Genomic DNA, 20,140 nt, shown 5'->3' with positions numbered 1-20,140 from the left:
CGAACCACTCACTTGAATCGCTCCGCGCTGCTCGCGGCGCTGTGGCTGGCACTACCGCTGGCGGCCAACGCGCAAAGTGTCCCCGCGTCGAGCAGCACCGCCCCAATGGACATGAGCAACATGCCCGGCATGAGCATGCCGGCGGCCTCGTCCAGCGCGCCCAGACCCGCGACGCCATCGAAGGTGAAACAGTCGGGCAAGAAGTCTTCGCCAACGCAGCCGGCGTCGTCGTCGCACGACATGGGTCACCCTGCGATGCCCGCCATGCCGATGCCACCCAAGCCCGCCGCCAGCTCCGGTATGGGCGACATGAAGGGCATGAAGGGGATGAATCACAGTGCGATGCAAGGCATGCCGATGCCCGCCACGCCGGCTTCGTCGGCGGCACCCGCCGGCGACATGTCGGGGATGGATCACGCGTCGATGCCCGGCATGAGTCCGGAGGACATGAAGGGGATGGATCACGCTGGCATGGCCGGCATGGGCGCGATGCCGGGCATGACGATGGGCCCGATGCAGGGCGGCAGCCCACCACCCAATGCGCGCAGCCCCGACTACTCCGACGGCGTTGGCTACGGCTCCATGCAGGGCATGGACATGGCCGACAACACGCCGCTGGGCATGGTGTTGATCGATCAATTGGAGGCCTTCCACGGCCGTGACGCGAACGGCCAGACCTGGGAAGCCGAAGGCTGGTACGGCAACGACACGAACAAGCTGTGGGTACGGACCGAAGGCGGGCGCAGCCGCGGCAAGCTGGACGATGGTGACCTCGAAGCGTTCTGGAACCACAGCATCGCCACCTACTGGGGCACCCAGCTCGGTGTGCGCCAGGATCTCGGCGAGGGCCCGAAGCGGACGTGGGCGGCGTTCGGCGTGCAGGGGCTGGCCCCGTACTGGTTCGAGCTGGAGGCCACCGGTTACGCCGGTGCCAACGGCCGCACCGCCGCGCGCCTGCGGGCTGACTATGAGTTGCTGTTCACCCAGCGGCTGATCCTGCAGCCCGAGGCCGAGGTCAACCTGTACGGCAAGGACGACCCGCAGCGCCGCATCGGCAGCGGCGTGTCCGACGTGCAGTTCGGCCTGCGCCTGCGCTACGAGTTCCACCGCCAGTTCGCGCCCTACATCGGCGTGAACTGGGTCCGCCGCATCGGCACCACGGCCGACTATGCGCGGCAGGATCATCAACCCGTACTCGACCGGCAGATCGTGGCCGGCGTCCGCATCTGGTTCTGAGGGGCACCCATGAAAAAACACACTGCGCACGTCATCACGGTCACCGTCACCTTGGGCGTGTTGGCCATCGGCGCCGGCGCGTTCGTCTATTCCGGCCTGTACAACATCGGGGCGGACGATCACCACACCAAGCCGGTGTTTGCCGTCCTGCAGACCCTGCGCGACCGTTCGATCCACATGCGCTCGAAGGATCTGACCGTGCCAAATCTCGACGACCCACAACTGATCCTGAAAGGCGCGGGCCAGTACGCGGCGATGTGCACCAGCTGCCATCTGTCCCCCGGCGTGAACGACTCCGAGTTGCGGGTCGGCATGTATCCGCAGCCGCCCAACCTTTCCAAGGTGCACGTCGATCCGAAGGACGCTTTCTGGGTCATCAAGCACGGCATCAAGATGAGCGCGATGCCCGCGTGGGGCAAGGCGGGCCACGACGATCCCACCATCTGGAGCATGGTCGCCTTCCTGGAGAAGCTGCCCGGCATGACGCCGGCCGAATACAAGGCGATTGTGGCGAAGGCGCCGCCGGATGAGGACATGGACATGGATGAAGGCGGTAGCCACAGTCACGGGGACAGCGATGCGCATGCTCACGATGCGGCAGCCATGGGTGGCATGGACATGAAGGGCATGGACATGTCTGGCCAAGGCGCCGCTTCCGCACCCTCGCCCGCGACGGTCGGCTCGGTCGGCACGAAGCCCCTTGGCGACGGGCACACCCATCCGTAACGGACTTCACATGGCACGCACCCGATCCACGCCACGTAAACCGCGCCCTTGGCGCCTGCGCGACCTACGTCGCGCAGGGCTGACACGCGGGCTGCTGCTGGTCGGTGCGCTGTTCATGCTGGGCCTGCAAACGGCCCTGGCGGCCTACGCCTGCACGATGCCGCCGGCCATGATGGGGTCGGTCATGGCGATGGGCACGGGCGCGGGAGACGCCGCCATGCGTGGCACCTGCCCAGAGATGCAACATGCGGCGAGCGACCACGTCCTGTGCGCCCAGCACTGCGTCCGACAAGTGTCCGCGCCCAGTGATAGCCGCCCTCTGACGGTGCCGCCCAACCTGCTGGCGGCATTGCCGTCTGCGGTGCCGTTCGTCGTCCCGCCCATGCCGGCGGCTTTCGTCCCCGAACGCTACTACCGGCTGCGAGCGCCACCGCCATCGGCCACGTTGTTGTTCTGCTCCCTGCTGATCTAGCGCCTCCCGGCCATCGCCGAGGTGCCGTCGTGCCCACATGGCGCGACGCCTGTTCGATCACGGGAGTGAATTCTCATGCCGTTTTCCTGTTTGGCCCGCCGCCGGTGCGCGCGGGTTCTGCTCATCGTCCTGGGTGGATCAGTGGCCGTCGCTGCGGCCCAAACCGCGGACGTGCCGCCGCTGACGCTCGATGCCGCTGTTCGGCAGGGCATGGTCCGCGCACCGCTGCTCACCGCCCGCAACGCCGCCCTCAACGCGATGCGCGACGAGGCGGTGCGCGCCGGCCGCTTGCCCGATCCGTCGCTGACGTTTGGCGTCTCCAACTTTCCGGTCACCGCTCCGGGCGCCTTCAGCCTGCGCTCGGACAGCATGACCATGCGCACCGTCGGCGTGATGCAGACGATTCCCTCGCATGCCGCACGTGCAGCGGATCGTTCGCTTGCAGCGGCGCAGGTCGATGCCGCCGAGGCCGAGCACACGGCCACCGCACAAAGCGTGCGTGAACAGGTGGCTGATGCCTGGATCGGCGTGTGGGCGGCCACGCAGCAGCGCGCCTTGCTGGAGGCGTTGCGCGACGAAAGCGCCCTCGCCGTGCAGGTCGCCAAGGCGCGGTTGCGCGGCGGTACCGGCAGCGCCGCCGACGTGCTGGCCGCGCAAGCCCAGGCGTTAACGCTGGCCAACCAGATCGAAGCGGCCGACGCCGACGTGCAGGCGGCTCGCGCGTCCCTGCAGCGCTGGTTGGGCGGCGTGCCAGCCACGCTGGCAGATGCCCCGGACTTCGACCAACTACCGGTCGCGCCGGATCAGCTCGAACAGCACATCGACCGGCAGGCGCCGATGCAGGCGTGGCAATCGCGCGAACAGGTGGCCGATGCCGCACTGGCGCAGGCGCGTGCCTCGAAGCATCCGGACTGGAGCGTGAGCCTCATGTACGGGAAACGTGCGCCCTTCCTGTCGGACATGGTGACGTTGCAGGTCGGGGTGAGCCTGCCGCTGTTCACCCGCAACCGGCAGGACCGCGATATCAGCGCGAAGCAGGAGCAGCGCGACGCGGTCGAGTCGGCGTATGAGGATGCACGCCGCGCGCAGCGCGAAACCGTCGCGCGCGACGTCGCCGCCTGGCAGGGCTGGGGCCGGCAGATCGCGCGTGATCGCGAGGCGCTGCTGCCGTTGGCGCGCGACCGCGCCCGGGTGGCCCTGGCGGACTACCGCGGCGGCGGCACGCTGCAGCCGTGGCTGGACGCGCGCCACGACGAAATCGCGTTGCGCCTGAGCTATGTCGACGCACTCGCCACACGCGCCCGTACCTGGGCCGCGCTCGCCTACCTGTTGCCTGCGCAACCCGCCTCTTCGGAGAACACACCATGAAACGTGGATGGATGATCGTCGGCGCCGCGTTGCTGGCGGCGGCGCTGCTGGCGCTGGGTTATGTCGGTGGCCGTCATGCTGGCTCAGCGTCGATGCCAACCAGTTCCGCCACGAGCGCGAACAATACGCAACACAAGGTGCTGTACTGGTACGACCCGATGACGCCGCAGCAGCATTTCGACCATCCGGGCGCATCGCCGATGGGGATGGAGATGGTGCCGAAGTATGCGGACGAGAGTGGCTCCGGGGATCACGACATCGTGCGGGTTTCTGCGGCCGAAGTGCAGAACCTTGGCATGCGCACGACAAAGGTCGAAGTCGGCCGATTGACTGACACCGTGCAGGTGCCCGGCACGGTCGCCTGGGATCAGCAGCTTGCGGTGACCGTGAACGCACGTACCAACGTCACGCTTGAAAAGCTTTACGTGCGCGCCCCGTTCACGGCAGTGAAGGCCGGTCAGCCGTTGGCTGAGGTGCTCGCGCCGCAGTGGAGCGCGGCGGCGGCGGAGTATTTCGCACTGACCGGTGCCGAGTCCGCGGATGCGCGGTCGTTGCGCGCGGCGGCACGCGAACGTCTGCACGTGTTGGGCATGGACGATGCGACCATTCGGGGCTTGCGTGCGAGCAGGGGCACGATCACCTTGCGCGCGCCGATCGATGGCGTGGTCAGCCAACTCGATGTACAGGAAGGTCAGCAGGTCGGCGAGGGCATGCCGATCATGAGCATCAATGGGCTCGACAAGGTTTGGGTCGATGCCGCCATTCCGCAGGCGCAGAGCGGCGGGATCACGGCGGGCACTCCGATCACTGCGACCGTGACTACGCTGCCGGGTGAAACCTTTCAAGGCGAAGTGGAAGCCCTGCTGCCCGACGTGAGTGCGGCAACCCGCACGCAACGCGCGCGGATCGTGCTGGACAATCCCAAACATGATCTTGCGCCCGGCATGTTTGCCGACGTGCGCATCCAGGGTGCGGCCAGTATGCCGCATCCGCTGGTGCCAACCGAGGCGGTCATCGCCGATGGTGTCCATACCCGCGTGATCGAGGCATTGAGCGATGGGCAGTTCAAGCCGGTACTGGTGCGCACAGGCCGATCATCGGGCGACATGACGGTCATTCTCGCCGGCCTACAGGGTGGCGAACGCATCGTGACTTCGGGACAGTTCCTGATCGACTCGGAAGCGAGCCTGTCCGGCGCGTTGACACGCATGGAAGCGGGCAACACTGGCGCGCCTGCTGCGGGAGCAAGCAGCGCGAAGGCAAGCGCAATGCCCGGCATGCAAATGCCGGCCGCATCGAGCGGTAGCAATCCTGGCAAGCCCGAACCTTCATCGCCGGTCGCGCCCACGAAAGGGAAGGCAAGCAACGCCATGCCCGGCATGGACATGCCCACGCCAGCGGCGTCGGCATCGAGCGGTCGCGGAGATTCGCCATGATCGTCAAGCTGATCCGCTGGTCTATCGCCAATCGTGGCTTGGTGTTGCTCGCCGCTATAGCGCTGGCGATCGCCGGGACGATTTCGCTGCTGCGCATCCCGCTCGATGCGATCCCCGACCTGTCGCCGACCGAGGTGATCATCAAAACCTCCTGGCCCGGGCAGCCGCCACAAATCGTCGAGGACCAGGTGACCTATCCGATGACGACCACGATGCTGGGGGTACCGGGGGCGACCGCCGTGCGCGGTAGTTCGATGTTCGGCGACTCTTTCGTGTACGTCGTATTTGCCGACGGCACCGACCCGTACTGGGCGCGCAATCAGGTGGTGGACTACCTGAGTGAGGCAGCCAGCAAGCTGCCTCCAGGGGTCACTCCAGTCATCGGCCCCGATGCGGATGGCTCGGGCTGGATCTACGAATACGCGCTGGTCGACAGCAGCGGCAAGCATGATCTTGGCCAGTTGACCGCACTCCAGAACTGGTTCCTGCGCTATCGGCTGAAGACCGTGCCGAACGTCGCGGAAGTCGCGACGATAGGCGGCATGCAGAATGCGTGGCAGATCGTGTTGGACCCGGCGGCGCTGGCGGCGCGGGGTCTGACCGTGCAGCAGGTCGAGAGCGCCGTCAAAGCCACCAACGGCGCCACCGGTGGTTCGGTGATCGAACAGGGCGAGGCCGAGATGATGGTCACCAGTGTTGGTTATCTCCAGACGCGTGATCAGTTCGCCCAGATTCCGATCGCGACAGCCAAGGATGGCACCCCTGTCCTGTTGCAAGACGTGGCGAGAATCCGGCGCGGACCCACCGAGCGTCGCGGTATCGCCGAGTTGGATGGCCAGGGCGACGTCGTGGGCGGCATCGTGATCATGCGTTACCACAAGAACGCACTCGAAACCATCAAGGCGGTCAAGGCGCGCCTGGCCGAATTGCAAAAGAGCCTGCCGCCGGGCGTCAAGATCGTCACTACCTACGACCGTTCCCAGTTGATCCACCGGGCAGTGACGAACATCGGCGAGAAACTGATCGAGGAATTCATCATCGTCGCCTTGGTGTGCCTGCTGTTCCTTGGGCACCTGCGCTCCTCGCTGGTCGCGATCATTACGCTGCCGCTGGGTATCCTCACCGCTTTCCTGGTGATGGATGCCCAAGGGGTCTCGGCCAACCTGATGTCGCTGGCCGGAATTGCCATTGCGGTCGGCGAAATGGTCGATGCCGCGGTGGTGATGATCGAGAACACCCACAAACACCTGGAGGCTTGGCGTGATGCCCACCCGGGCCAACGCGAACCGGGTGCCGTTGAACGCTGGAAGCTCGTGACGGCGGCGATGACCGAAGTCGGGCCGGCGTGTTTCGTGAGTCTCCTGGTCATCACCTTCTCGTTCGTGCCGGTGTTCGCCCTGGGCGGTGAGGAAGGCAAGCTGTTCGACCCGCTGGCCTTCACCAAGACCTATTCCGTCGCCGCCGCCGCGGCGCTTTCGGTCACGCTGGTTCCCGTGTTGATCGGGTACCTGGTGCGCGGTCGCATCCGTTCGGAACACGCCAATCCCGTCAACCGGTTCGTGCGTTGGATCTACCAGCCGATGTTGGCCTTCGCCATGCGCAGGCCATGGCCAGTGATCGCGATCGCGGTCATCGTGTTGCTGACCGCCCTGCTGCCGGTGTCCCGCCTCGGCACCCAATTCATGCCGCCGCTCGATGAAGGCACCTTGTTATACATGCCGACCGCGTTGCCCGGTCTGTCCGCCGGCAAGGCGGCGCAGTTGCTGCAGCAGACCGACCGTATGCTGAAAACGGTACCGGAAGTCGCGCATGTGTTTGGCGTAGCCGGCCGGGCCGAAACCGCGACGGACAACGCACCGCTCAGCATGTTCGATTCCACGATCACCTTCAAGCCGGAAAGCGAATGGCCCGCCGGCATGACGATGGACAAGCTGAAGGCGGAACTCGACCGTGCGGTGAAGGTACCGGGCTTTTCGAACCTGTTCGTATTTCCGATCCGTGCTCGCACCGAGATGCTGGCAACCGGCATCAAATCCCCGATCGGCATCAAGGTGCTGGGACCCGACGTCGCCGAGTTGCAGCATCTCGCCGTACACATCGCGCGCGTGGCGCAAGGCGTCCCCGGCATCACGTCGGCCGTGGCCGAACGCGCTAATGGCGGGCGCTACGTGCATGTCCAGATTCGGCCCGACGCGGCCGCCCGCTATGGGCTTTCCCAACAGGACATCCAATCGTTGATCGCCACGGCGGTAGGCGGTGCGCCGATCAGCCAAACCATCCAGGGCTTGCAACGATTCCCGATCGTGCTGCGCTATCCGCGTATTGCGCGCGATTCGGTGGCCGCGCTGAGCGCACTGCCGATCGTGGCGCATGACGGGGCACAAGTGACGCTGGGGCAAGTCGCAGACCTCCATGTGACCGACGGGCCGCCGGCGCTGGACAGCGAAGCGGGCGTCCCATCGACCTCTGTGTTCGTCGATACCTCCAGCAACGACCTCGGCGGCATGGTCGCCAAGCTTCAGCACGCGGTGGCGCAACAGGTGACGCTGCCGGCTGGCTATACGCTCGACTGGGCCGGACAGTTCCAGGCCCTGCAGCACGCCAAGCAGCGCATGAACTTGGTGGTACCGACGACGATCCTTATTGTGTTTCTGCTGGTGTACCTGATCTTCCGCGATGCTGCGCAGGCCCTGATCATCGTTGCGACCGTGCCGCTCGGTCTGGTCGGTGGTCTGTGGTTGGTATGGCTCTTGGGCTATGCCGTGTCGGTCGCGACCGTGGTGGGTTTTATAGGCCTCGCCGGCATTACCTGCGAATTTGGCATCGTGCTGGTGCTGTACCTGCGAGAGGCGTGGCAGCGCCGGATGGACGCGGGGGAACTGACCTATGCGGCACTCGATGAGGCAGTCCACGAAGGTGCGCTGCTGCGCGTGCGCCCGATCGCGATGACCGTGGTGGTGATCCTCGCGGGACTCTTGCCGATCATGGTGTTTGGCGGCACAGGTTCGCTGCTCGCTCGCAGTATCACCGCGCCGATGGTCGGCGGCATGGTCACCTCGCCGGTCCTGTCCATGTTGATGATTCCGGCGGCGTTCCGGTTGCTCGAACGCCGGCGGTTGGGCAAACGCAAGAAGCAACATTCATTGCAATCCGAGGAGAACACACCATGAAAACACGTTCCATTTTGCTGAGCGCCATCCTGATGACAGCGATCACGCCCGCCTTCGCGCAGGCGACGTCAGGTACCCAGGGCACGAAGATGAACCCGAACATGCAGAACATGCCGATGCACCCAAATGACTCCGACATGAAGATGATGAACTGTATGCAGATGCACCAAGGCATGAAGATGGACAAGAACATGCCAATGGGCAAGAACATGCGTTGTGCGAATCAGACGGCACAAGGCACGGGTGTTATCGAGGCAGTGGATACAGCCAAGAGCACCGTCACGATCAAGCATCAGGCGATCGCGTCGATCCATTGGCCGGCGATGACCATGACCTTCAAGGTCGACCCGCCGGCACTACTGCAGAAGGTGAAGGTGGGTGAGCAGGTGCAGTTCACCCTGCATCCGGCCGGCATGGCCAGCACGGTGACGGCGATCAGCCCGGCAGGTTGATCGGGAACCGCCGCCAACCGGCGCTTGCCTTCGGCAGGGGCCAACCGGCGGCGGTGGCGGTGCGGCCACGTGCCTCGTGGGGTTTGTGGCCGCGTCTATCACGGCAGTCCGATAATTTTGGAGTACAACGATGAAATCGCACGCTGCGTATCTCGGCACCGCCCTACTATTCACGGGCTTGACCATCGGCACGATCGCGCACGCGACCAATACTTACGCCGACGGCTGGATTGGTCATGTTAACGGACGGCAGCTGGACATCTGCTACCGGGTTACGCCACTGCCCGCCGTCGGCACGCGGCTGCAGGTCATGAGGGTGGCTTACGTGATTCCCAGCAAAGGCGTGCCCCTTGAACACTTCGCCGCGAGCGGGCAAGCCACGGTAACGTCGATCACGGACGCGCATTGCGTGCGGGCCGAACTGATCCAGGGCACGGCGCAATGGTCAGATCACGCGCGGCCCATGCCCTGAACAGGCGCGACGACGAGGCAGCCAAGGCGGCATGCTCCGCGACGGGCCATGGCGGAGTGGCGAAGGCGTGGTTACACCATCCAGCCGATGCACTGCACCGGCGTCATGCCTGTCGCATCCTGCCTGCCGCCATTTCAGCGAGCATGCAGCGAGGCGATCAGCGGGCAGGACACGCTGCGCTGACGCGTACCGCATTGCTCGACAAGCGCAGCGAGGGCCTTCTCCATGCGTGCGAGGTCGGCCAGCCGGTGGCGTACATCGGCCAGCCGCAGCGCGGCCAGACCAGCCGCTTCCGTGCAATGGGTGCCGTCCTCCAGCCGCAGTAGCTGCGCCACCTCATCGAGGCTGAATCCCAACCGCTGCGCGGATTTCACGAACTTCACCCGCGCGACCTCCGCGTTTCCGTAGCGACGAATGCCGCCCGGCGGACGGGCGGGCTCCGCCAACAGGCGCTTGCGCTGGTAGAAGCGGATCGTTTCGACATTGACCCCGGCTGCCTTGGCGAAGGCGCCGATGGAAAGCGTTTCCTGCGTGGAGGGCATGGGCTTGACTCCGTACTTGACTACGGGAATACCTTAGGCCGCCAGCATTCCGCGCGAAAGGAGAACCCCCATGTCCCTGCTCACTCGGCTCGCCGACAAGGCCGGACTGATCGGCAGTGTCGTTTCGGCAGCGGCCTGCGTGAATTGCTTTCCCGCCCTGGCCGGCCTCGGTGCGGCGATCGGGCTGGGCGTACTGAGTCCGTATGAAGGTCTGTTCATCCGCATCCTGTTGCCGGCGTTTGCCGCCATCGCGCTGCTCGCCAATGCGCTGGGCTGGTTCAGTCACCGGCAGTGGCCGCGTGCCGTGCTCGGTATGCTAGGTCCGCTGCTGGTGTTGGTGGCGGTAGGGGTGATGCGGGCCAGTGGCCATCGCACCGGATGGCTGCTCTATCCGGGGCTGCTGCTGATGGTGGCGGTCTCAGTCCGCGATCTGCTGGCGCCGGCTCCCAGCGCGTCCTGCCGCACGGCCAGCGATACGATGGATGCCCAGTGAATCGACACGATAGACAGGGGCGCAGCGAAGACCCTGCCGACACTTTCCATTCATTTCTCCGGCGAAACGCATGACGACCGAACTCATCCTGCAGAGCACACTAACGTGTCCACATTGCGGCCATCAGGTCACCGAGACCATGCCGACTGACGCGTGCCAGTTCTTCTACGACTGTGCGGGTTGCGGCGAGATGCTCCAGCCGAAAGCCGGTGACTGCTGCGTGTTCTGCTCCTACGGCAGTGTGCCATGTCCGCCGATCCAGCAGCAGAAATCCTGCTGCGGGTAGCGATTGGCAGATCACCCAGCCCGTCAGGCTGTTCGGGCTTTACTACGCGACTGGGTACGCGTGCTTGTCGCTTGCCCTGCACCCTTTACAGGCACGCAACTCTTTCCGGTGGCGCAGCAGCAGTTCTCGGTGAGGTAGCCGATCAAGTCGTCCATGGCCGCCATCGAGGCCGCGTAGTAGATGAAGCGGCCTTCCTGCTGGCTGGTGATCAAGCCGGCGTGCACCAGCTCTTTCAAATGGAAAGAAAGCGTGGTGTTCGCCACGCCAAGGCGCTCGGCAATGGCGCCAACCACCAGGCCATCTGGCGCGTGCTCGACCAGCAGGCGATAGATGGCCAGGCGGGATTCCTGGGCCAAGGCGGAAAGGAGCGTGATGGCTTGCTTGGTCTGCATGGCGGTGCGGGGATCTTCCAAGGCTTGGACAGTGTACGGGGATGCGCCCTCGGCCGGGTCAGGCGGACTGTGAGGATGCCGCGGAATCCAACCCTTCGATGCGGCTGCTGAGCGCGAGGCGGTCGAGCGCCTCGATGCGCAGATTCATCAGCAAGCTGATCCGCTGCTGCAACAGATTGCGCGCCAACAGGAACGCCTTGTAGACCGTTTCCCGATCGCCTGAGGCTTTGGCTGGATCGGGAATATTCCAGTGCGCAGTGATCGGTGCGCCTGGCCACGCGGGACACGCCTCGCCGGCCACCTGGTCGCACACGGTGATGACGAAATCCATGATAGGTGCGCCGGGGAGAAGGAATTCGCTCCAGCTTTTGCTCCGCAGCCCTTCGGTCGGCAGGGTGACGGCGCGCAGCACTTCCAGCGTCTGCGGGTAGATGAAACCCTTGGGACGGCTCCCTGCGCTGTAGCCGCGGAAACGGTCTTCGCCGCGATGGTTCGTGATGGCCTCGGCGAGGAGGCTGCGTGCGGAGTTTCCGGTGCACACGAACAGGACGTTGTAGTGACCTTGCATGGCGTGCTCCGATCAGGTTGTCTGGGCTTCGTACCAACGCTTGCTGGTGGTGACGATGCGGACCACGGACAGCATCACCGGCACCTCGATCAGCACGCCCACCACGGTGGCAAGCGCTGCGCCCGAATGCACGCCGAACAGGCCCACCGCCGTGGCGACCGCCAGCTCGAAGAAGTTGCTGGCACCGATCAGGGCCGAGGGTGCCGCCACGCAGTGCGGGACGCGGAACGCGCGATTGAGGACGTAGGCCAGCGCAGAGTTGCCGTAGACCTGGATCAGGATCGGCACCGCCAGCATCGCAATCACCAGCGGCTGGGCGAGGATTTGCTGCCCCTGGAAGCCGAACAGCAGCACCAGGGTCAGCAGCAACGCGCCAAGCGAGATCGGCCCCAGCCGGGCCAGCAGGCGATGGAGTGAGTCCTGGCCACCATGAGCCAGTACGACACGACGCAGGATGACGCTGATCAGCACCGGTACGACGATGTAGAGCACCACCGAGAGGATCAGCGTGCTCCACGGCACGGTGATCGCCGAGATGCCGAGCAGCAACCCGACGATGGGCGCGAAGGCCACCACCATGATCGCGTCGTTCAAGGCCACTTGGCTCAGCGTGAAGTTGGGCTCGCCGTTGCACAGGTTGCTCCACACGAACACCATCGCCGTGCAGGGCGCCGCCGCCAGCAGGATCAAGCCCGCGACGTACGAATCCAGCTGGTCGGCCGGTAGCCACGGTGCAAACACGTGGCGGATGAAGATCCAGCCCAGCAGCGCCATCGAGAAGGGCTTCACCGCCCAGTTGATGAAGAGCGTGACGCCAATCCCTTTCCACTGGCGGCGCACGCCAGCCAGCGCACCGAAGTCGATCTTCAGCAGCATGGGAATGATCATCAGCCAGATCAGGACAGCGACAGGCAGGTTGACCTGCGCCACCTGCATGTTGCCCAGTCTCGTGAACATACCGGGCAGCAGGTGGCCGAGCAGCGTGCCGGCGACGATGCACAGCAGTACCCAGACGGTCAGGTAGCGCTCGAAGAAGCCGATGGAGTTCTTTTTCACAGGGGTGGCGGCACAGGCCTCGCCCACCGGCAGGAGTGTCTCGCTCATGCCGCATCCTCGTCTTCGTCGGTGAGCGTGCCGATGCGATCCAGCGCCTGCTTCAAGGCCTCGCGATCCATTGTCTCCACCGGCAAGTCGACCAGCGCGGTGATCCGGTAGAGGATGAGCGTGTGGGCGCGACGGAACGCCTCCAGCAAAGCGCCATGGCCGTGCGCAGCGGCCGGATCAGGAAGGCCCCAATGGCTTTTGACGAAATCACCAAAGAGCACCGGGCAAGCCTCGTTGGCCGCGTTGTCGCATACGGTGATGACGATATCGAGCGGCGGCGCACCCGCTTCCGTGAAGCGATCCCACGACTTGCTGCTCAGGCCGTCGACTGAAATGCCCGCCGCCTGGAGTTCCTCCAGCGCGTAAGGGTTGACCTTGCCCGTAGGTTGGCTGCCGGCGCTGAATGCCTCGAAACGGCCCTTGCCCAGGTGGTTGAGCGTGGCTTCGGACAGGATGCTGCGGGCGGAGTTGCCCGTGCAGATGAACAGGACGCGGCAGGGATTCATGACGGCTCTCGTACAGATGCCCGGATCGAGGAAAAAGGCAGTGTGTTGGCGATGCACGCAGCTAACAGTTTTCGCGTGACCGTCTTGTTTCGACACTTCCATATTCGTAGAATCATCGCATCAATGCAATACCGGACCCGCCCGTGACCGAAGAACTCCCGCACGTCGATGCCGCCCTGCTCGACACCCCCAGCCTCGCGAAACTGGCACTGCCGGAGGGTGCCGACCATCCGCCGCGCATCCTCATCCTGTACGGTTCGCTGCGGCCGCAATCGTTCAGCCGCAAGCTCGCCCTGGAGGCGGAATGCATCCTGCGCCGGTTCGGCGCCGAGACTCGTGTGTTCGATCCGCACGACCTGCCGATCCTGGACAGCGTGCCGGCCAGCCATCCCAAGGTGCAGGAGCTGCGTGCCCTGTCGCTGTGGTCCGAGGGCCAGGTCTGGGTCAGCCCGGAGCGGCACGGCAGCGTCACCGGCGTGTTCAAGAACCAGATCGACTGGCTGCCGCTCGAGGACGGCAGCGTGCGCCCGACACAGGGACGCACATTGGCGGTCATGCAGGTCTGCGGCGGGTCGCAGTCGTTCAACGTGGTGAACGCGCTGCGCGTGTTGGGACGCTGGATGCGCATGGTGACGATCCCGAACCAGTCGTCGGTGGCCAAGGCCTGGCAGGAGTTCGACGAGAACGGCCGCATGAAGCCCTCGCCGTTCTACGACCGCGTGGTCGACGTGATGGAAGAGCTGTTCAAGTTCACCCTGCTGGTGCGCGACCGCAGCGACTACCTGGTGAACCGCTACAGCGAGCGCAAAGGTGCAGCCGAGGCACACGCCTTGTTGGCTGCCGCCGGTGTGACCGAAAAAGCGGCATCGGCCCCGGTCGTGGTGGAACCAACCAAGGCCAGTTGCTGCGCCGGTGGAGCTTGCTGACGATGAGTACGGCGACACCGATGACTGCCACGATCTATCACAACCCGGATTGCGGCACTTCGCGCAACACGCTGGCCCTGATCCGCCATGCCGGCATCGAGCCCACCGTGATCGAATATCTCAAGACGCCTCCGAACCGCGACCAGCTGATCAAGCTCATCGACGAAGCCATGCTCAAACCGCGCGAAGCCTTGCGTGAGAAGGGAACCCCTTTCGCGGAGCTCGGGCTAGGCGCTGCCGGAATCACCGATGACGTCATCATCGATGCCATGTTGAAGCATCCGATCCTGATCAATCGTCCCTTTGTGGTCACGCCACGTGGCACACGGTTATGTCGTCCCTCCGAAGTCGTACTCGACATTCTTCCGCCGGTGACGCAATCGTTCGTCAAGGAAAACGGTGAGGTAGTAATCGCTGCCCATGGCCAGCGGATCTGATCAAAAGCGGCCAAGTGAAATTGTCTAACAGCGCGACTGTCGTTTAGGATCGGCGAATGTATCGGTTCGCGCCACCACTGCTGACTCGCCTGCGCCGCCACCGCGGTCTGTGGGTATTGGCCGTGGCGGTGCTGCTGATCAAGTTCGTCAGCGGGTCGTTCTGCGTAGCCGATGGGGCCGGAGTGCGATTCGCTGCGGCGACCGCGGCTGCCCCGACCACCCTGGTGGCGGATACCGCCGTCAGCACGACATCGGCTGACGATGCGAACAGCTGTCTCCTGGGTGAAGGGAGCAACTGTCATTGTGCCTGTGCGCATTCGGTGACATTGCCCACCAGTGCACCGCTTCCCATCGCCCGGTTGGAAGCCCACTTCGCACCGCTCACCCTCCATTCGGGATTCATGCCGGCTACGACCGGCTCGCTGCTGCGCCCTCCGATCGCCTGAAACCGCTCCGTTACGCGATACCACCGCCTGTGCGGTGCGTCGCTTCGTGACCGTTTTCAGGAGATCGCTTCATGTCTGTTTTTCGTTCGGTGCCGATCGGCGCCGTGTGTCTGTTGTACGCGGCAATGCTCAGTGCCGCCCCCGCATCCCATTCCTCCCCCCCAGTAGCTCCCCCACCCACATCGTTGGCGACGTCTCCCTTGCAGGAGGCGGTGCGCCGGATCTGGCAGGCCAGTCCCGAGGTCCAGGTCGCGCGGGCCGACCTTGACGCGACCCAAGCTCGTGCGCGTGCTGCTGCGCAGCCGCTGTACAACCCTTCGCTGTCGCTCGATGCCGAGAACGCCGACGTCAATCGACGCACGGCTGGCCTCAGTCTGCCGTTGGATCTGTCCGGCAAGCGTCGTGCCCGGGCCAGTCAAGGCGAGGCCGACCTGCTGGCCGCCGAGGCGACCTATAACCTGGTGCGTCGTGACGTCGCCGCCCGCTGGTTGAAGGCGTGGTCGACGGCCGCACTCGCCGCCCGACAGAGCGAGTTGGGGCAACGTCGTCTGGCGTTGATGCAGCGCTTCGATGACCTGGCCGCGCAGCGACTGAAGGTCGGCGACATCAGCAGCCCCGAGCGCGATCTGGCCGGCTTGGCCTTGGGCGAGGCGCAGGTGCAACAAGCCACGCTCGCGAGCAACGAAGCGGCGGCCCGTGCCGCGTTGCTGGCCATCAGTGGCGATCAAGGGGCCACGCTACCATCGCTGCCCAAGGGTCTGTCACCGGCGGCAGACAGTGTCACGCCGTTGCCCGTCGATGAGCTGCCCGAACTGCGGCAGTCGCGTGCTCAGCAAGCGAGCGCCGAAGCGGGCGTGCAAGTCGCCCGCCGGGCACGCATTCCCGATCCCACGCTCAGCCTGACCGGTGGACAGGTGCGCAGCGGGCCGCGCACCGATCAGGTGATTGGCCTGAGCGTGTCCATTCCCTTGCCGGTGCTCAACACTGGCCGCGCTGAAGTCGATGCCGCCCGAGCGGAAGCCGATGCGGCTGCGGCCGGCGTGCGTTCGCGCCAATTCGTACTGCGAGCAGGCCTGCAGGAAGCACAGGCCCGCTATGCCGCCTTGCGGCAGGCCACCGAGGCGTTCCGCAGCGGCCGTGCCGCCGCGTTCGAGGATCGCACCGCATTGCTGGAAAAACTCTGGCGCTCCGGCGAAATCAGTACCTCCGATTACCTCGTACAGCTCAAACAAAGCCTGGACACCGCGTTGTCCGGCCAGGAACTGGAAAGCCAGACTTGGCAGACCTGGTTCGACTACCTCACCGCTGCGGGCCGTCTCACCGACTGGCTCGATGGCCGCACTCAGGATGGCCCTGCTCAGGACGGCCTTAATCAGGATATCTCCCGATGAATCTCTCTCTTTTGAAACGCAGCCTGCTGGGCATGGCGCTCCTGGCCGCGCTGGCCGGTCCCGTGATCGCACAGGAACCGGTAGCGGCCAATCCCCTCGCACTCGACGCCAAGGCGATCAAGGACGCCGGCATCGTGCTCGCCAAGGCCGCCCCACGTGCCTTGACCGACGAACTCAAAGCGCCCGGTGAAGTGAAGGCCGATGCGTATTCCACCGTGCTCGTGTCGCCGCGCGTGGAATCACAGGTGCTGGCCCGCAAGGCCAAGCTCGGCGACGTGGTGAAGGCCGGCGCGCCGCTGGTGGTGCTTTCCAGCGTGCAGGTGGCCGAGACGCAAGGTGCCTTGATCGTGGCCGAACAGGACTGGCAACGGATCGCGTCGCTCGGGCCGCAGGCGGTCTCGGCACGGCGCTATAACGAAGCGAAGGTGCAGCGCGATCAGGCGCGCGCCAAGCTGCGCGCCTACGGGCTGTCCGACGGTCAGATCGGCGGTCTGTTGCGCAAGGGTTCGGCCGGCGCGGATGGCAGCTTCGAGCTACTGGCCCCGGCTGGTGGCCGGGTCACGACCGACGAGTTCCTGGTCGGTGAGCGCGTGGAACCGGGCCGCACGTTGTTCACCCTGGTCAAGGAGGATTCGGTCTGGGTCGTCGCCCAGATGGCGCCAGCGGATGCCGAACGGGTCAAGCCGGACGCCGACGCTCGCATTCTCGTGCATGACACGGCGATCCCCGGCAAGGTCGTGCAGCGCTCGCATCAGACCGATGAGCGCACGCGCACGGTGCCGGTACGCATCGAAGTCGATAACCGCCAGGATCTGTTGCATCCGGGCGAACTGGTCGAGGCGCGCATTGCCACCGGCAGCGCCGTGCAAAAGCTGGCCGTGCCCGCCGAAGCGATCGTGCTGCTGCAGAACCAGCCGACCGTATTCCTCGCCAAGGGCAACGGCCAGTTCGAGCCGGCGCCGGTCATGGTCGGTGACACGCGTGATGGCTGGACGGTGATTACGCAAGGCCTCAAGGCTGGCGACACCTACGTGCGCAAGGGCGCCTTCGCCCTGAAGGCCCGCTTGTTGCGCTCGCAGCTGGGAGAAGAATGATGCTGGAACGTCTGGTTGAATTCTCCCTGCGCTACAAGGCGCTGGTGCTGATCGCCTTCGTGGTGATCGGCTTCCTCGGTTTCCAGGCGGTGCGTCAGCTGCCCATCGACGCGTTTCCCGATGTCACACCGGTGCAGGTCAATGTCTACACCGAGGCATCGGGGCTGGCGGCGGAGGATGTCGAACAACTCCTCACCACGCCGGTGGAATCGGCGCTCGCCGGCCTGCCCAAAGTGGAGCAGATCCGCTCGGTGAGCTTGTTCGGGCTGTCCTATGTGTCGGTCTACTTCGACGACAGCATGGACATCTACTTCGCTCGCCAGCTGGTCAACGAACGGTTGCAGCAGGTGGGCGATCGCTTGCCGGCCGGCTACGGCAAACCGGAGATGGGACCGAACACCTCCGGTCTCGGCCAGGTGTTCTGGTACACCGTCGAACGCGCCGACAGCACCTTGAAAGGCGCCACGGCCGGTACGGCACCGAACGACATGGATCTGCGCACACTGCAGGACTGGACCATCCGTTTGATCCTGCGCACCGCACCGGGTGTCGATGACGTCAGCTCATGGGGCGGCCAGGAAAAGCAGTTCCAGGTGCGCATCGACCCGATGAAACTGATCGCGCACAAGCTTGGCTTCAAAGAGGTGATCGAGGCGCTGCAGGCCAACAACGCGCAAGTCGGCGGCAACTTCGTCGATGTCGGCCGCGAGCAGTACCTGGTACGTGGACTGGGCCTGATCCAGAACGCGAAGGATCTGGGCAACATCGTGCTCAAGACCGAAGACGGCACGCCGGTCTACGTGCGTGACGTGGCCACCATCACCGAGGCGGGTGCGCCCCGCACCGGTGCCGTGACGCGCGATGGCAAGGAAGTGGTGATGGGCCAAGCGCTGGCTCGCATTGGCGAGAACGCCAAGAGCGTGGTCGATGCGGTCAAGGCCAAGCTCGACACAGTGAAGCAATCCTTGCCGCCGGGCGTGGTCGTAAAACCGGTGTACGAGCGCACTGAACTGGTCAACGCGGCGGTGGGCACCGCGGTGCGTGCGCTGGTGGAAGGTTCGATCCTGGTGGCACTGGTGCTGTTCCTGTTCCTGGGTGAGTTTCGCAGCGCGCTGGTGGTCGTCGTGGCGTTGCCGTTGGCGATGCTGATCGCCTTCATCTGCATGAATCAGGTCGGCCTGTCGGCCAACCTGATGTCGCTGGCGGGCCTGGCGATCGGTATCGGCATGATGGTGGACGGCGCCGTGGTGATGGTGGAAAACGCCTACCGCATCATGGCCGAGCGCAAGGCGCATGGCGGCCCAGTGGATCGCACGTCGGCTGTGCTGGCGGCCGCCCGCGAGGTGGCCAACCCGATGACGTTCGCGATCGGGATCATCATCGTGGTGTTCCTTCCGCTGTTCAGCCTGCAAGGGCTGGAAGGCAAGATGTTCAAGCCGATGGCGTTCAATATCAGCTTCGCGATGGCCGGTTCGCTGATTCTCGCCTTGACGCTGATCCCGGTGCTCGCCGCGCTGGTGTTGAAACCCAAGGAAGAAAAGGACACCTGGCTGGTGGCGTTCCTGAAACGCCACTACGCCACGGTGCTCGCCTGGGCGCTGGCGCGCCGCAAGCTAGTGCTGGGCATCGCCGCCGGAGCCTTGGTCGGCAGCCTCGCGCTGTTCCCGTTCCTCGGCAAGGAGTTCATGCCTAACCTGAAGGAAGGCGCCATCATGTGGCGCATTACCTCGATTCCGTCGGCATCGCTGGACGAATCGATCGCCATCTCCAAGCAAGTGTCGACACTGGTCAAACAAAAGTTTCCGGAAGTGGAAACCACGCTGGCGATGATCGGTCGCGCCGAAAAAGGCGAAACGGCGGATGTGAACTACATGGAGGTGTACACGCCGCTGAAACCGAAGGATCAATGGCGCAAGGGCGAGACGCTGGAAAGCATCGAGGAAGCGATGCAGAAGGAACTGTCGGCGGCGCTGCCCACCGCGGTGGTGAGCTACACGCAGCCGATCCAGATGCGCATCGAGGAACTGATCTCGGGTGTGCGCGCCACGCTGGCACTGAAGATCTATGGCGATGACCTGGGCGAACTTGATCGCTTGAGCAGTCGCATCAAGAACGTGTTGGCCGGGGTGCCTGGCGTCGCCGATCTCGCGCTGGAGGCGAACATCGGCAAGCCGCAGATCCGCATCAAGGTGGATCGCGATGCGCTGGCCCGTTACGGCTTGAACGCCGACGACGTGCTCACCGTGGTGAAGAACGGCATCGGCGGCGAGCCGGTGACGACCTTACTCGACGGCGTGAAACGCTTCGACATCGCCGTGCGGCTGGACGATGCGGACAAGGCCTCGTTGCCGGCGATCAAGCGCATTCCGATCCGCACGCCCAGCGGCGCACTGGTGCAGCTGTCGCAGGTGGCTGAGGTCAGCGATGCGGAAGGCTACTCGTTCATTCGTCGAGAACAACTGCAGCGCTATGCGGTGATCCAGATGGATGTTCGCGGTCGTGACATCGACGGCTTCGTCAAGGAAGCCAATGCGGCCATCGCGCAACAGGTGAAGTTGCCGACTGGCTATTACAGCGAATGGGGCGGCGCGTTCGAGAACCAGCAGCGGGCGTTGAAGCGATT

Annotated in this window: 21 protein-coding genes and 1 pseudogene; 16 read left to right on the top strand and 6 right to left on the bottom strand. The window is 64.8% G+C overall.

Features of this window, described 5'->3' with window-relative positions:
• Positions 1–8 precede the first annotated feature (8 nt).
• Entirely contained in the window at positions 9–242 is a 234-nt protein-coding gene (locus tag AB7849_RS18965; protein WP_008214630.1) for a hypothetical protein, read from the bottom strand.
• Positions 243–264: 22 nt separating this feature from the next.
• Between AB7849_RS18965 and AB7849_RS18960 the strand changes: the two genes are divergently transcribed.
• The 8 genes and pseudogenes from AB7849_RS18960 (at position 265) to AB7849_RS18925 (ending at position 9,332) form a co-directional block, all read left to right on the top strand.
• Complete coding sequence (locus AB7849_RS18960; protein WP_008214631.1) at positions 265–1,236, top strand: copper resistance protein B; 972 nt, start codon at positions 265–267, stop codon at positions 1,234–1,236.
• Between the two features lie 9 nt (positions 1,237–1,245).
• Positions 1,246–1,914 (top strand): annotated as a pseudogene (locus tag AB7849_RS18955) (c-type cytochrome); the annotation flags it as partial.
• A 58-nt stretch (positions 1,915–1,972) separates the two neighbouring features.
• Complete coding sequence (locus AB7849_RS18950) at positions 1,973–2,434, top strand: hypothetical protein (protein WP_008214637.1); 462 nt, start codon at positions 1,973–1,975, stop codon at positions 2,432–2,434.
• Between the two features lie 141 nt (positions 2,435–2,575).
• Positions 2,576–3,802 (top strand): TolC family protein, encoded by a 1,227-nt coding sequence (locus AB7849_RS18945; RefSeq protein WP_369501528.1) that lies wholly within the window; start codon positions 2,576–2,578, stop codon positions 3,800–3,802.
• Positions 3,799–5,238, top strand: a complete 1,440-nt coding sequence (locus tag AB7849_RS18940; protein WP_008213333.1) for an efflux RND transporter periplasmic adaptor subunit — start codon at positions 3,799–3,801, stop codon at positions 5,236–5,238. Before AB7849_RS18945 ends, AB7849_RS18940 begins: the two co-directional genes overlap by 4 nt.
• The gene (locus AB7849_RS18935) at positions 5,235–8,408 is read left to right on the top strand and encodes an efflux RND transporter permease subunit (protein ID WP_008213331.1); all 3,174 of its coding nucleotides are present in this window, start codon (positions 5,235–5,237) and stop codon (positions 8,406–8,408) included. The genes AB7849_RS18940 and AB7849_RS18935 overlap by 4 nt, the downstream gene beginning before the upstream one ends.
• A complete protein-coding gene (locus AB7849_RS18930; RefSeq protein ID WP_008213329.1) occupies positions 8,405–8,860 on the top strand; it encodes a copper-binding protein in 456 nt (151 codons plus the stop codon). Before AB7849_RS18935 ends, AB7849_RS18930 begins: the two co-directional genes overlap by 4 nt.
• Before the next feature lie 130 nt (positions 8,861–8,990).
• Positions 8,991–9,332 (top strand): hypothetical protein, encoded by a 342-nt coding sequence (locus tag AB7849_RS18925; protein ID WP_369501527.1) that lies wholly within the window; start codon positions 8,991–8,993, stop codon positions 9,330–9,332.
• A gap of 134 nt (positions 9,333–9,466) precedes the next feature.
• Here AB7849_RS18925 and merR read toward each other — a convergent pair whose 3' ends face one another.
• A complete protein-coding gene (gene merR / locus AB7849_RS18920) occupies positions 9,467–9,874 on the bottom strand; it encodes an Hg(II)-responsive transcriptional regulator (RefSeq protein WP_369501526.1) in 408 nt (135 codons plus the stop codon).
• 70 nt (positions 9,875–9,944) lie between these two features.
• On the opposite strand from merR, the gene merC reads away from it, so the two are divergent.
• Both merC and AB7849_RS18910 read left to right on the top strand, forming a co-directional pair.
• Positions 9,945–10,367, top strand: coding sequence for an organomercurial transporter MerC (gene merC / locus AB7849_RS18915; protein ID WP_369501524.1), 423 nt, complete (start codon positions 9,945–9,947; stop codon positions 10,365–10,367).
• 70 nt (positions 10,368–10,437) lie between these two features.
• On the top strand, positions 10,438–10,653 hold the full coding sequence (locus tag AB7849_RS18910) for a GDCCVxC domain-containing (seleno)protein (protein ID WP_037100775.1): 216 nt from the start codon (positions 10,438–10,440) through the stop codon (positions 10,651–10,653).
• A gap of 23 nt (positions 10,654–10,676) precedes the next feature.
• On the opposite strand, the gene AB7849_RS18905 is transcribed toward AB7849_RS18910, so the two are convergent.
• From AB7849_RS18905 to AB7849_RS18890, 4 genes are read right to left on the bottom strand one after another with little or no spacing between them, the layout of a single operon-like run.
• On the bottom strand, positions 10,677–11,045 hold the full coding sequence (locus tag AB7849_RS18905; protein WP_008213358.1) for an ArsR/SmtB family transcription factor: 369 nt from the start codon (positions 11,043–11,045) through the stop codon (positions 10,677–10,679).
• A 58-nt stretch (positions 11,046–11,103) separates the two neighbouring features.
• Positions 11,104–11,613 carry an arsenate reductase ArsC gene (locus AB7849_RS18900; RefSeq protein ID WP_008213359.1) on the bottom strand — a complete coding sequence of 170 codons (510 nt, stop codon included), beginning with the start codon at positions 11,611–11,613 and terminating at the stop codon, positions 11,104–11,106.
• A 12-nt stretch (positions 11,614–11,625) separates the two neighbouring features.
• Complete coding sequence (gene arsB / locus AB7849_RS18895; protein WP_369501533.1) at positions 11,626–12,654, bottom strand: ACR3 family arsenite efflux transporter; 1,029 nt, start codon at positions 12,652–12,654, stop codon at positions 11,626–11,628.
• Between the two features lie 59 nt (positions 12,655–12,713).
• The gene (locus AB7849_RS18890; RefSeq protein ID WP_008213361.1) at positions 12,714–13,223 is read right to left on the bottom strand and encodes an arsenate reductase ArsC; all 510 of its coding nucleotides are present in this window, start codon (positions 13,221–13,223) and stop codon (positions 12,714–12,716) included.
• Positions 13,224–13,366: 143 nt separating this feature from the next.
• Here AB7849_RS18890 and arsH point away from each other — a divergent pair, with 143 nt between their 5' ends.
• The 6 genes from arsH to AB7849_RS18860 form a co-directional block, all read left to right on the top strand.
• The gene (gene arsH, locus AB7849_RS18885; RefSeq protein WP_008213362.1) at positions 13,367–14,149 is read left to right on the top strand and encodes an arsenical resistance protein ArsH; all 783 of its coding nucleotides are present in this window, start codon (positions 13,367–13,369) and stop codon (positions 14,147–14,149) included.
• 20 nt (positions 14,150–14,169) lie between these two features.
• Positions 14,170–14,586, top strand: a complete 417-nt coding sequence (gene arsC / locus AB7849_RS18880) for an arsenate reductase (glutaredoxin) (protein WP_008213364.1) — start codon at positions 14,170–14,172, stop codon at positions 14,584–14,586.
• Positions 14,587–14,642: 56 nt separating this feature from the next.
• Complete coding sequence (locus tag AB7849_RS18875) at positions 14,643–15,032, top strand: hypothetical protein (protein ID WP_008213366.1); 390 nt, start codon at positions 14,643–14,645, stop codon at positions 15,030–15,032.
• Between the two features lie 212 nt (positions 15,033–15,244).
• Positions 15,245–16,423: a TolC family protein gene (locus AB7849_RS18870; RefSeq protein WP_369501521.1), complete on the top strand. Its 1,179-nt coding sequence runs from the start codon at positions 15,245–15,247 to the stop codon at positions 16,421–16,423.
• A complete protein-coding gene (locus tag AB7849_RS18865) occupies positions 16,420–17,517 on the top strand; it encodes an efflux RND transporter periplasmic adaptor subunit (RefSeq protein WP_369501519.1) in 1,098 nt (365 codons plus the stop codon). Before AB7849_RS18870 ends, AB7849_RS18865 begins: the two co-directional genes overlap by 4 nt.
• A partial coding sequence (locus AB7849_RS18860; RefSeq protein ID WP_369501518.1) for an efflux RND transporter permease subunit occupies positions 17,517–20,140 on the top strand: 2,624 nt, incomplete at its 3' end. The genes AB7849_RS18865 and AB7849_RS18860, both read left to right, overlap by 1 nt.

Source organism: Rhodanobacter sp. FW021-MT20 (assembly GCF_041107475.1).
GTDB classification, from domain to species: domain Bacteria; phylum Pseudomonadota; class Gammaproteobacteria; order Xanthomonadales; family Rhodanobacteraceae; genus Rhodanobacter_A; species Rhodanobacter_A glycinis.
Note: the sequence above shows the minus strand (reverse complement) of the source record. Positions and strands in the feature narration are given on the sequence as shown.